Source organism: uncultured Marinobacter sp., from assembly GCF_947488835.1.
In the GTDB taxonomy this organism is placed as follows: Bacteria; Pseudomonadota; Gammaproteobacteria; order Pseudomonadales; family Oleiphilaceae; genus Marinobacter.
Genome location: NZ_CANLBK010000008.1, coordinates 15,558 through 28,382, shown reverse-complemented (window position 1 = coordinate 28,382; position 12,825 = coordinate 15,558). Strand labels below are relative to the sequence as shown.

12 protein-coding genes are annotated in these 12,825 nt (G+C 54.5%); 10 read left to right on the top strand and 2 right to left on the bottom strand.

Annotated features, from left to right (window positions below; all coding sequences use genetic code 11):
- The first annotated feature begins 12 nt into the window (after positions 1-12).
- Positions 13-2,184, top strand: a complete 2,172-nt coding sequence (locus Q0824_RS17210; protein ID WP_298453717.1) for a carboxy terminal-processing peptidase — start codon at positions 13-15, stop codon at positions 2,182-2,184.
- Entirely contained in the window at positions 2,184-2,978 is a 795-nt protein-coding gene (locus tag Q0824_RS17205; RefSeq protein WP_298453714.1) for a helix-turn-helix transcriptional regulator, read from the top strand. The genes Q0824_RS17210 and Q0824_RS17205 overlap by 1 nt, the downstream gene beginning before the upstream one ends.
- Here Q0824_RS17205 and mtnA read toward each other — a convergent pair.
- Positions 2,967-4,064, bottom strand: a complete 1,098-nt coding sequence (gene mtnA, locus Q0824_RS17200; protein ID WP_298453711.1) for an S-methyl-5-thioribose-1-phosphate isomerase — start codon at positions 4,062-4,064, stop codon at positions 2,967-2,969. The two genes, Q0824_RS17205 and mtnA, sit on opposite strands and share 12 nt — an antisense overlap.
- 137 nt (positions 4,065-4,201) lie before the next feature.
- Between mtnA and Q0824_RS17195 the strand changes: the two genes are divergently transcribed.
- The 8 genes from Q0824_RS17195 to rdgC all read left to right on the top strand — a co-directional run bounded on the left by Q0824_RS17195 (position 4,202) and on the right by rdgC (position 9,948).
- On the top strand, positions 4,202-5,542 hold the full coding sequence (locus Q0824_RS17195) for a TRZ/ATZ family hydrolase (RefSeq protein ID WP_298453708.1): 1,341 nt from the start codon (positions 4,202-4,204) through the stop codon (positions 5,540-5,542).
- A 35-nt stretch (positions 5,543-5,577) separates the two neighbouring features.
- Entirely contained in the window at positions 5,578-6,294 is a 717-nt protein-coding gene (gene ubiG / locus Q0824_RS17190; RefSeq protein WP_298453705.1) for a bifunctional 2-polyprenyl-6-hydroxyphenol methylase/3-demethylubiquinol 3-O-methyltransferase UbiG, read from the top strand.
- On the top strand, positions 6,284-6,946 hold the full coding sequence (locus Q0824_RS17185) for an HAD-IA family hydrolase (RefSeq protein WP_298453702.1): 663 nt from the start codon (positions 6,284-6,286) through the stop codon (positions 6,944-6,946). Before ubiG ends, Q0824_RS17185 begins: the two co-directional genes overlap by 11 nt.
- A 64-nt stretch (positions 6,947-7,010) precedes the next feature.
- Entirely contained in the window at positions 7,011-7,760 is a 750-nt protein-coding gene (locus Q0824_RS17180) for a YciK family oxidoreductase (protein WP_298453700.1), read from the top strand.
- Complete coding sequence (locus Q0824_RS17175; protein WP_298453699.1) at positions 7,760-7,993, top strand: glutaredoxin family protein; 234 nt, start codon at positions 7,760-7,762, stop codon at positions 7,991-7,993. The genes Q0824_RS17180 and Q0824_RS17175 overlap by 1 nt, the downstream gene beginning before the upstream one ends.
- Positions 7,994-8,006: 13 nt before the next feature.
- Positions 8,007-8,777 (top strand): peroxide stress protein YaaA, encoded by a 771-nt coding sequence (yaaA, locus tag Q0824_RS17170; RefSeq protein WP_298453687.1) that lies wholly within the window; start codon positions 8,007-8,009, stop codon positions 8,775-8,777.
- A gap of 24 nt (positions 8,778-8,801) precedes the next feature.
- Positions 8,802-9,002 (top strand): DUF2788 domain-containing protein, encoded by a 201-nt coding sequence (locus Q0824_RS17165; RefSeq protein WP_298453683.1) that lies wholly within the window; start codon positions 8,802-8,804, stop codon positions 9,000-9,002.
- 19 nt (positions 9,003-9,021) lie between these two features.
- Positions 9,022-9,948 (top strand): recombination-associated protein RdgC, encoded by a 927-nt coding sequence (rdgC, locus tag Q0824_RS17160; protein WP_298453679.1) that lies wholly within the window; start codon positions 9,022-9,024, stop codon positions 9,946-9,948.
- 43 nt (positions 9,949-9,991) lie between these two features.
- Here rdgC and Q0824_RS17155 read toward each other — a convergent pair whose 3' ends face one another.
- Positions 9,992-12,736, bottom strand: a complete 2,745-nt coding sequence (locus tag Q0824_RS17155) for a GNAT family N-acetyltransferase (RefSeq protein WP_298453676.1) — start codon at positions 12,734-12,736, stop codon at positions 9,992-9,994.
- Positions 12,737-12,825: the final 89 nt, after the last annotated feature.

The following is a 12,825-nucleotide window of genomic DNA, read 5'->3' as shown; positions in this document are numbered from 1 at the left end:
AGGTATCAATCTATGACCATCGCGGAAAAAGCATCTGTTCGTCGCGCCCCGCTCAAAGCCGGCCGGATGGGTGTGTGCAAAGCGCTTACCGTCGCCCTGCTGCTGTCAGCACCTTTTGGCGTACAGGCAAAAGCGGCCGAGCCGGAAGTCTATTCACCGGTTGCGCCAACGATTGACCAGGCCCGAGCCAACATTCTTATTGCCAGGCAGCTGCAATTCACCCATTTCCGCGACTTGGGTATCAGTGACAAGCTCTCCGGCGATGTGTTTGACGCCTACCTGAATTATCTGGATGGCCAGCGAGTCTATTTGACAGCCGGCGACATTCAGACCATGAACAAAGTGAGAAACCGACTGGGTTCTGCCCTCAAAACCGGTCAGCTACAGCCGGGGTTTGATATCTACAACCTGGTTCAGCAGCGCATTATTGAGCGCCTCCAGTTCGCGCTGAAAACCCTCGACGAGGGCATCGAAAAGCTGGACTTCACCACTAACGAAACCATTCTTCTTGATCGTTCAGAAGCCGATTGGGAGCCGGATCAGCAGGCTCTCGATGCACTTTGGGTTAAACGCATCAAAAACGCCGTATTGGCTCAGCGCCTTAACGGTGCCGACGACGCTGATATTATCGATACCCTCAAGCGACGCTACGAAGGCCAGCTTAAGCGCGCCTACCAGGCCCGCAGCGAGGATGCGTTCCAGGCTTATATGAATGCTTTTGCCGGTATGTGGGACCCACACACCTCTTATTTTTCGCCGCGCACCTCTGAAAACTTTAACATTAATATGAGCCTCTCCCTTGAAGGTATCGGTGCGGTACTGCAAGCGGACAACGAGTACACGAAAGTAGTCAGGCTGGTTCCTGGTGGCCCTGCGTCCAAGCAAGGACAGCTCAAGCCCGCCGACAGAATTGTTTCGGTTGCTCAAGAGGATGAAAAGCCAGTTAACGTGATCGGATGGCGACTGGATGAAGTGGTCGATCTCATCCGCGGCCCACGCAATTCCGTGGTAACGCTGGAAGTCGTTCCTGCCAGTTCATCTGATGAAACCCTGACCAAGTCCATCTCCATCAACCGCGATGAAGTAAAACTGGAAGAACAAAGCGCCAGCAAAGACACCATCGAGCTTGACCGCAATGGCGAGAAATACACCGTTGGCGTGATTACCATTCCGACGTTTTATGCGGATTTCCGTGCCATGCAGGCCGGTGATCCCAACTACAAAAGCACGACACGTGACGTGCGGAAGCTAATTGCAGAGCTTCAACAGGATGGAGTAGACGGTCTTGTAATGGATTTGCGCAACAATGGCGGCGGCGCCTTGCACGAAGCCAATGATCTGGTCGGCCTGTTTATCGACACTGGCCCAACCGTGCAGATTCGCAACTCCAGCAACGAAGTTCAGGTTCTCAACGACGACGATGCATCCGTTGCTTACGATGGGCCTTTGGTAGTGCTTACCAACCGCATGAGCGCATCGGCTTCCGAGATTTTTGCGGGTGCGATTCAGGATTATGGTCGCGGCTTGGTAGTCGGTTCGCAAACCTTTGGTAAGGGCACAGTTCAAGCCGTTCGCCCTCTTAACCACGGGCAGTTGAAAATCACCCAGTCAAAATTTTACCGTGTATCTGGCGGCTCAACTCAGCACAAAGGTGTGATTCCGGATATCGAGATTCCTTCCCGTATCGATAAAACCCGAATTGGTGAGGACGCACTGGATCACGCCCTACCCTGGGATCAAATCGACGCAGTTCCCCATACCCGCTACTTTGATTTCAGCGGCATCATTGAAGAGCTTCGCAAGCGCCATGACGATCGTTTTGCCACGAGCCCGGATTTCAGGCTCCTGCAGCAAGAGATTGACTTCCTGAATGAGCAGCGCCAGAGGGAAACAGTGAGCCTCAATCTGGACGAGCGCACTATTCAACAGGAACAAATAGAACGTACACGGTTGTCCATTGCCAATGCCCGCAGGGAGCTGCGTGGCGAGGAGCCTTTTGAGAATCTGGAAGAGCTTGAAGATTGGCAAGACCAGCAAGCAGCAGATCTTGGATCTACCGATGAGGAGCTCGACTTCGTGATTCGCGAAGGCGGTGACATCATGGCAGACATGCTGGAGCTGGATAAGCGCATGGCCTCCATCCTCACCCCGCAGCAGTTTGCAGCTCAGGCGGAAGCTCTGTAATGAGCCGGAAGGCTGACAAACCGGTAGCCAACGACCAGGAACGTCAGAACAAAGCGCGAGCCATGCAGGACCTGCTTCTGGATGCGCTGCACGCCATGCGCTCCCAGGAAGAAGTGGATGTGCTGCGCAAACCGACACCGTCGGCTTCGGAAAAAGCGCCTGAAGGCATTATCGACCGCCTTGCCAGCCTCACCGGATCCGCCTTTCGCTTCGGTGCTCGTGCTACGGACACGTCTTTACGTGTAGGTCGGGCATTGATCAACTCCCAGGACCAGCTCAGAGCTATGCTGGTAGCCGGGCAGTCTCTCAAGGATATTCGGGAAGTGGCCGGGCTGACGCTTTCGGAAATGAGCGAAGCGCTCGACCTTCGTGATAAATCCGTTCTTGAAGCCATCGAGAACGGCACAGCCACCCTATCCTTTGAGCTCATACTCCGCTTGACCGCTCTCATTGCACGGAATGATCCCATCCCGTTTATTATGCGAACCACCCGGAACTACAACCCGGAAGTTTGGCAGATCCTGAATGACTGGGGTGTTGCGCGAGTACCCTTGCAGTTTGAGCGGGAGCGAGAGTTTATCAATATCTTCCGCCGCCACGATTCGGCCCGAACGCTCTCGGATGAAGGCTTTCGCAAGGTTCTGGATTTCACCCGGCAGAGTTTTGAGATGTCCCTGCACTTTGCTGAGGATCAGGAAAGGCAGGTGGCGGAACTGCGGGAAAGCCTTGCAAAACAAAGTGGCGAACTCCCAACCAGCAAATCTGCCACCGGCAAAAAGCCCTCAGGCAAATAGCCCGTGCATCCCCGAAACACCCGGATTCTGCACCACACCTTTTTCCGTTACGATCATATCGATCAAGCTTGCTGGCGTTACATCGAACACCGGGTTGAACACCGGCACGCCCTCCGGGGCTAGCGGAATGCCTCTTATCTCCCGAACCTCTGTGCCATCCCGCTCCTCGATCGGGATTTCTGCACCAGACTTCAGCGCCATATCCACGGTGCTGGAGGGTGCCACAACCATAAATCCAACCTTGTGATACCGCGCCAATACCGCAAGGCTGTAGGTGCCAATTTTGTTGGCAACATCGCCATTGGCTGTAATCCGGTCGGCACCCACGATGATCCACCGCACCTCACCCGCTGCAAGAATCGCTGCCGCTGCGCCATCGGCATTCAGGGTTACCGGGATACCATCCCGCATTAATTCCCAGGCAGTAAGACGGCTGCCCTGCAGCCAGGGCCGGGTTTCATCCGCGTATACTTGTTTCAGCAGGTTTTTCTCATGCAGCCGACGAATAACACCCAGCGCGGTGCCGTAACCACCGGTCGCAAGCGCACCTGTGTTGCAGTGGGTAAGGACCGAGACAGGAGCTGGATAGCCGGAAGAAAGCCCCATCGCTTCAAGTGCGTAATCTGCCATTGCGAGGTTCGCGGCAAGATCCTCTTCATGAATGGCAATGGCTTCATCTTCCAGCCGCTGCCGGGCTTCACCCAGCACTGCACAGCCCTCAAGCACTTGCTCCATTCGCTGTAAGGCCCAGAACAGGTTCACAGCCGTTGGCCTTGATGCAGCCAACTCCCGGACAGCCATTTTGATCTCAGCTTGCCAGTCATCACCGTCAGCTTTTCGGGCAGCCAGTGCGACACCGTATGCAGCACTGATACCAATCGCCGGGGCGCCGCGCACCACCATGTCGTGAATGCTTTGCGCCACGCCGGTGGCGGTTTCCAGAGATAGCCAGTGCTCCTTTGCAGGCAGTAAGCGCTGATCCAGCAATTCCAGGCTGCCACCCTGCCACCGAAGGGCAACCGTACCTACAGATCGCGGATCAGAAGAAGAGGTATGTAAAGGTCGGGATTCTCTGGAATTATTCATCGCCTGGCTCCGCTTTCATAACGCTGAAAACGGCCAGTATAACGGTTATACTTCCGGGCTACATTTTATCGTTCGGCGCGCTTGTGCATTCCTAAGCGCACAATCGCATTTGTCGCCGGCACTGCAAGGTAGGGTTAATGACGGCAGATACTATCACCGCAGCCGATATGCGCATCAACGCTCGATGGCTGATTCCAATAGAGCCTTCCGGAGTGGTGCTTGAGCATCAGGCCGTTATTGTTCAGGGCTCCCGGATTGTGGCGGTATTGCCTGTGGCACAGGCAGATCGCGATTTCCGTACCCGAGAGACAATCAATCTTCCCCACCATGTGGTTATGCCCGGGCTGATCAACATGCATGGGCACGCCGCAATGTCGCTGTTCCGGGGCATGGCAGACGATCTCCCATTGATGACCTGGCTTAATGACCACATCTGGCCTGCGGAAGGCCGTTTTGTAAGTGAACAGTTTATTGTCGACGGCACGCAGTTGGCCATGGCAGAAATGCTGCGAACCGGTACAACCACATTTTCAGACATGTATTTTTTCCCGGAAATTGTGGCCCAGATGGCTCACGATACCGGCATGCGCGCACAAATCTGCTTTCCCCTGCTGGACTTCCCCACGGTGTGGGGCAGCGGGCCAGATGATTATCTGAGCAAAGGCGAGGCGCTGATCAATGAGTGGAAAGACAATACCTACACCATGCCAGCCATTGGCCCCCATGCGCCCTACACTGTATCCGACGAACCTCTGGCCCGCGCTGTCGCACTCTCCGAAAAAACCGGTGCCCGCATTCAGATTCATCTGCATGAAACCGAATTTGAAGTGACAGAAGCTAAAGAAAAACACGGTGAACGCCCAATTGAGCGGCTTGCGAAACTTGGCGTTCTAGGCGCCAAAACCCAGTGTGTCCACATGACCCAGGTCAGTGACTCAGACATTACCCTGCTAGCGGCCTCTGGCGCGCACGTTATCCACTGCCCCGAATCCAACCTCAAGCTCGCCAGCGGTCTTTGCCCTGCTCATAAGCTCATGGAACGTGGTGTTAATCTGGCCATAGGAACAGACGGTGCCGCCAGCAACAATGACCTGGATCTGTTCGGCGAAATCCAAACAGCCGCCATGGTAGCCAAGGTCGTCGCCAACGAAGCCACCGCACTTTCTGCTCATCAGGCGCTGCAGGTTGCCACGATCAATGGCGCCAAAGCGCTGGGGCGGGAGCATGAGCTGGGCTCATTGGTGCCTGGCAAATTGGCCGATATCATCGCCATCGATCTCAGCGATCCTTTTATCCAGCCGGTTTACGATCCGGCTTCCCATCTTGTTTACAGCAATCATGGCCGCGCGGTAAGCCATAGCTGGATTAACGGCGTACCTCAGGTACAGGATGGCAAATTGACGCGCATAGACGTACCGGACCTCATGCTCCGCGTTACAGACTGGGCTGAGAAAATCCGCGAGCAACAGGCTGTCTAACCGAATTTCGATAGATTGACCAGGTAGAAGAGACGATGACAAACCAGAACGTTGACCGTAACGAGATTGCCAAGTTTGAAGCCTTGGCTAGCCGCTGGTGGGACCCCACCAGCGAATTCAAGCCTCTCCACGACATTAATCCCCTTCGCCTCAACTACATCGATGAGCGCGTATCCCTCGCGGGCAAGCGAGTAGCAGACATTGGCTGTGGCGGCGGGTTGCTGTCTGAGCGCATGGCTTTGCGCGGTGCTCATGTAACCGGTATAGACATGGGCGAAGCACCTCTAGCTGTAGCCCGGTTGCACGGACTGGAAAGCGGAATCAAGGTGAACTACCAAAAGATCACAGTTGAAGAGCTTGCCCGGGATCCTGAGCACGCCGGCCAGTACGATGCTGTCACATGTCTTGAGATGCTGGAGCATGTGCCCGATCCGGCTTCTGTTATCAAGTCTTGCTCCGCACTGCTAAAGCCCGGCGGGCACTTGTTTGTATCCACCATCAACCGGAATCCCAAGTCCTTCCTGCTGGCCATTGTGGGTGCCGAATACGTGCTAAACATGCTCCCCAAGGGTACGCACGAGTGGAAAAAGTTCATCCGGCCGTCAGAAATGTCCGACCACCTGCGTCACGCAGGGCTGGATGTGCGCGAGCTCACCGGCATGACCTACAACCCCATTACCCGCTCCTACAAGCTGGGCCGGGATGTAGACGTAAACTATCTGATGCACGCCCGGGATACCCGTGAAGACTGAACGGCCATCGACCGTTCTGTTTGATCTGGACGGCACTCTGTTCGATACAGCACCGGATTTTATACGCTGCCTGAACGAGCTGCGCCAAATGGACGGGCTCCCGGCGCTTCCAGCGGAGCACATACGCCGATCCGTTTCCAACGGAGCCCGGGCCATGGTGCGTGTGGGCTTTGGGCTGGAGCCTGAGCACCCGGGCTATCTTGCCAAACACACCGCCTTTCTGGATCTATACGAAGCGGGCGTTGCCGTTGAAACTCGCCTGTTTGAAGGCATGGACTCCTTGCTTCAATCACTGGAGCAGCGGGAAATACCCTGGGGAATCGTAACCAATAAGCCAGTACGTTTCGCCGCACCGCTGGTTCAGGCCCTAGGTCTAGCTGAGCGCTGCGCGTCGCTGGTGTGCCCGGACCACGTCACTGATCGCAAGCCTCATCCAGAATCCCTGTTTCTTGCGTGCCAGCAAATCGGCGCAGAACCCGAGCAGGCAATTTATGTGGGCGATCATGAACGGGACATAGTGGCCGGCCGCAACGCCCGCATGAAAACCATCGCGGTGCGGTACGGTTATATCGAAGAGCCCGAAACCGTTGATCTATGGCAAGCAGACATGATCGCTGACACCGTGAACGATCTCGCAAAGCTGTTACAATAGCGCGCGACTTAATGCGTGCCATTTTAGAACCCTGATACACCCCAGTCTGCTACGGAGACAGGTTATGCAAGATTACCAGGCACCCGCTGATCTTTTGAAAGACCGCATCATACTGGTTACCGGTGCGGGCAGCGGAATCGGCCGTACCGCCGCAAAAACCTATGCCGCTCATGGCGCTACGGTCATCCTTGTGGGCCGAACCCTGAGCAAGCTGGAAATGGTCTACGATGAAATTGAAGCCGCAGGCCACCCCAAACCGGCTCTTGTGCCAATGAACTTCGAAGGCGCAGCGGTAAAAGATTACGAAGAACTGGCCATGACCCTGGAAGACAACTTCGGCAAGCTCGATGGCATCCTCCACAACGCAGGGATTCTGGGTGACCGCAGCCCGGTGGAAATGTACGACCCGGAAACCTGGAACAAGGTTATGCACGTGAACGCAACAGCGCCGTTCCTGCTTAGCCGTGCGATGATTCCCCTGCTGCGTAAATCTGATGCTGCTTCGGTTATCTTCACCTCGTCTGGGGTCGGACGGCAGGCAAAAGCTTACTGGGGCGCTTATGCCGTTTCCAAGTTTGCCGTTGAAGGCCTTAGCCAACTTCTGTCTGATGAACTGGATGACAAACAACATAACGTGCGGGTAAACAGCCTTAACCCCGGCGCCACCAGAACCAATATGCGGGCACACGCCTACCCGGCAGAAAACCCGCAACAGAACCCGGCGCCGGAAGAACTGATGCCTATCTATTTGTATCTGATGGGCACCGACAGCGCCGGTGTAAACGGCCAAAAGCTGGACGCACAGCCGAAGTAATGGAACTGCTTTTTTACACTACGTCCCAATGCCACCTGTGTGATGTGGCCGAAGCTCTGCTGATAAGCACTCCGATGCCAGTACCAATACCGGTGGATGTGGTGGACATTGCGCAATCGGAAGAGTTGGTCGAGCGCTATGGCACGCGAATCCCGGTGCTCCGGCGCAAGGATACTGGGCACGAACTCAACTGGCCATTTACCCGGGAACAGCTACTTACGTTTCTGCAATGAGGAATTATCTGACATGTTGATGGTTATCTCTCCTGCTAAAACTCTCGACTACGAGAGCCCACTGGCAACGGAAACTTTTACTCAACCGGACTTCCTGGACGATTCCTGCGAGCTGATTGATCAACTCAAAGAGTTAGAGCCCCACCAGGTCAGCAACCTGATGAGCGTCAGCGACAAATTAGGCCAATTGAATGCCGAGCGCTTTCAGAGTTGGCAAGTGCCATTTTCTCCAGAGAACGCGCGCCAAGCTGTACTGGCTTTCAAAGGTGACGTGTATACCGGCTTGGACGCACAAAGCTTCAGTGAGCAGGATTTCAGCTTTGCACAAAAGCATCTGCGCATGTTGTCCGGGCTTTACGGCATTCTTAAACCGCTTGATCTGATGCAGCCCTACCGGCTGGAAATGGGTACAAAGTTTGAGAACAAGCGTGGCAAGGATCTTTACGCATTCTGGGGGGACAGCCTCACCCAGGAAATGAATCGCCTGCTGAAAAGCGACGACGAAGTATTGGTAAACCTAGCCTCGAATGAATACTTCAAAAGCCTGAAGAAGAAAGACCTTGATGGCCGGCTGATTACCCCCCAATTCAAGGATTGGAAGAACGGTCAGTACAAGATGATCAGCTTCTACGCCAAAAAGGCCCGCGGACTTATGTGCCGCTACGCCATCCTGAATCGCATTACCGATGCCAACGACCTCAAGGGCTTTGACCTTGACGGTTACTATTTCAGCGAAGACCAATCCGACAAAAATAACTGGGTTTTCCTGCGAGATGAACACTAATCCAGATTAAGTTCGGAGAACGTCATGAATGAAGCAGTTTTTTCCCAGATCGCCATGCTGGTGTTTCTGACAGGCCTTATTGGCTGGATGGGTTTCATCGTTTGGGACCTGGCCAAAAAATCACAGGCTGGAAAGTTTGGTACCATCGCCCTTTTTACAGTACTGGGCGCTGGTGTTTTCGGCTTTATCGTCAAAACAGTGCTCGTAGAAATTATTCAAATATGAAAGACAAGGATCAAGCCTGATGTGGTTTCGCAATGCCCGCGTTTTCCGTTTTACCAAGCCGTTTGATATTTCTGCTGAAGAGCTGGAAGAAAAGCTCAGCGGCGATGCATTCAAACCGTGCGGTCCACAAGAAACCGCCCGCCAGGGCTGGGTTCCGCCACTAGGCAAACACGGTGAGCTACTTGTTCACAGTGCCAATGGTTATCACCTGATTGCACTGCGTAAGGAAGAGAAAATCCTGCCGGGGCCCGTCATTAAAGATGCGGTGGAAGAGAAAGCCGAAGCCATCGAGATCGAGCAAGGGCGCAAGGTTCGCCGTAAAGAAAAAGAAGAGATCAAAGAACAGGTCATGCTGGAAATGCTGCCCCATGCATTTTCCAAGAACCGGCGCAGCTTTGCGTACCTGGCACCGAAAGACGGCTTTATGATTGTTGATGCAGGCTCCGCAAAACAGGCGGAAGACCTGGCCTCATCTCTGCGTAAAAGCCTGGGTTCCCTGCCTGTACGCCCGCCGGCGCTGGAGCAAGCTCCTATCTTTACGTTTACTGGCTGGCTGAACGAGTCCATCGACCTGCCCGCCAGCGTAGTTCTGGGCGACGAATGCGAGCTCAAGGATCCTTCCGAAGATGGCGGCGTAGTCCGCTGCAAAGGACTGGACTTGAAGGCAGACGAAATCCGTAACCACCTGAATGCCGGGATGGAAGTGACCAAACTCGCCCTTACCTGGGACGACAATGTCTCTTTCGTTCTCGATGAGGAAATGGGGATTCGCCGGCTGAAGTTTGGCGAAACACTTCAGGACCAACTCGATGATGTCGATGTGGATGACGCAGTCGCGAAATTTGATGCTGCCTTCACGCTGATGACTCTTGAGCTGTCCAAACTGATCCCTGGCTTACTGGAAGCCTTGGGCGGGGAAGATCGCTCCGCCCTCGTCGAAGGATAACCCTCCAGGCCCAAAAGTCCCACTGAAGCACTCAGCAAAAGCTTCAGTGGGTATACTTCCCCAACCTTTCTTTCTGCCATTCATTTTCCGGCTCATTCAGTACCAGCCGCAAATCCATCACTTCCTCTTCGACGTTGTACTTGATCTCAAAGCCCAGATGCTCCGCCAGTTGCAGCATTGGCCGGTTGTCTGCCAACACATCACCGACCATCTCTACGGTGCCACGGGTGCGGCAGTAATCGATCATTTTCTGCATCAGCGCAACGCCCAGGCCTTCTCCTTTCATCTTATCGTGAACCATCACAGCAAATTCGCAACGCAGGTTATCAGCGTCGGTCCAGGTTCGAACGGTACCCAGGGTTTCTTCGCCTTCACCATCTTCTTTGGGCGCGTTTGCAATAAAGACCATCTCCCGGTCGTAGTCGATCTGAACCATCTGAGCGACGTCTTCCCGTGAGAAGTGTTTACGGTACTGGAAAAAACGATAGCGAATGGACTCAGGGGATTGCAGCTCATGAAACACGCGGTGCGACGGCTCATCCTCGGCAAGCGCCGGGCGTATGATCACCCTGCGGCCGGACTTGGGCAATACCAGCCATTCCTCAAGCTCTCTTGGATAGGGCTGAATAATCGGCTGCCCAGGCACCTCGGACAGATTGATTGCCACTTTTACCGCAACAGCGCCTTGGTCATTGAACAGGAGAGGCGAAATCTCCAACCCGCGGATCTCAGGTATATCGATCACAATCTGAGAAAGGGTCACCAGCGTTTCAGACACCGCTCGGATATCCGTTTCCGGTTTCAGGCTGTGCTCCCTCAGAAGCTTGTACATATAGGTGCGGCGCAACAACTCCCGTGCCAGAACCATGTTCAGCGGCGGAAGCGCGATTTGTCGATCCGTCATCACGTTCACATGGGCACCGGATGCGCCACAGACAACCAGAGGTCCGAATTGGGCATCTCTGGTGATGCCCACGCTGAACTCAATACCGCCAACATGCTGGTAAGAGTGCTGCATGGCAAAACCGAGAAACCCACTCTCGGGGAAGTATTCCTGGTACTGCTCCATTAAGAAGTTACAGGCATCGATGATTGCAGCTTCGCTGCTAAGCTTCTGCACCGTCGCCTTATGACGGCGTTGTGCCACGGTCAGAGTCGCAAAGGGGTGACAGGCCTGCTCGTGCACTACCGTGACGTCTACGGGACGACGCTCAATGGAGAAGGCTTCAAGCACCTCCTCCACATCGTCACAGTAAATCGTCTCGATGGTATTGATACCGTAATCACGAACGACTTCCCGCGCTTCTTTGCTAGACAGATGCAAGCGACCTGAACGCAGCGCATTCATGACCACTCGGCGGGTTTTCGTATGATCCGAGAAATGGTCGGTGAAGGATTCCGGGGTTTCCTTCAGCAAGCGCTGGAGCCTCTGGTGCCGCACATGCTGCATGAACGCCACAATGGCCTTTTCCGGATTGAAGAAGGAGGGCAATCCCGCCCGATAAAACTCATCACGCGCCTCCATTACCGTGCTCTGCCCAAGCCAGCAGGTAAAGATATTCAACCGCGTGCCCTTTGCCGCCTGCACGACCGCATCGGCAATTTGCAGGCTATCTTCCGTCAAACTGGGCGCGTAAAGCACAAGCACGTTGGCGACTTCAGGGTCCTTAGCCAGAATCTTGATCGCCTTACCATAAAGCTCGGGGGATGCGTCATAGTTCAGATCTATAGGGTTTTTGCGTGTCCAGTACGTTGGTAAAAGTTCGGCCAGAGCGCCGACACTGGCTTCAGACAAGCTGGCAAGCTCTCCGCCCAGATCCGCCAGGCGATCCACCGCCAAAACCCCCGGCCCTACGCCATTGGCCATAATGGCGAGTGTCTCTCTACGCAATGGACGCATGCGGGTGAGCGTTTCCAGCGCATCAAACATTTGTCCCAACCCGTCCACCCTTAGAACGCCCGCACGCTGAAGCATGGCGTCGTATATAGGATCGCTGCGCCGGATACCTTCAGGTAGCTCGTGGGTCATCCATTCAGACTCCGGCACCCGGCCAGATTTAACGCAAATTACGGGTTTGGTTCTGGAAGCCACCCGCACAGCAGACATGAAGCGCCGCGGGTTTGGGATGTGTTCAATGTGCAAGAGAATGGCTTGGGTCTGGGTGTCCTGGGCAAGATAATCGATGAGATCGTCATGATCGATATCCATACCATCACCAAGGGTGAGGAAATAAGAGAACCCAACACCTCGGGCAAAGGCCCAATCGATGACTGAACTGGCGATGGTGCCCGACTGCCCCACAAACGCCACGCGGCCGGGCAATGCGCCCATGTGTGCATAGGTAGCGTTCAGGCTTCTGGCGGGCACCATCAGGCCGATAGTATTAGGCCCCAGCACTCTGATCCCCGTGTCCTTTGCGGCATCTCGTACCGAATACATAAGTGGTTGGCCGGTTTTACTGTGGGTACGGGACATGCCGCCGGTCATCACAATGGCGGTGCGCACGCCGGCTTCACCCAATCGCCTGATGGTTTTTGCTACAGTCTGGGGGGGTGTACAAACAATGGCCAGATCTGGCGAGAACTCCATTTTGGATACTTTTCTAACACAGGGCACGCCGTGAACGTTGTCATAGTCCTTCTGGTTAACAACCAACAGCTTACCCGGATAGCCGCTGCTCATCAGGTTTCGCAACACCATACCACCGAGATTTCCAGCACGCTCAGACGCCCCGATCACTGCGATGGAAGCAGGATTGAACAAACTTTCCAAGTACTGGGTGCTCACGCTCTCTCTCCTTGATAGGTTGTTAACGCTATATTATGCATTGATGAGCCCTTGTGAAATGCCTACTACCCTTATACGGCTAAAGAAAC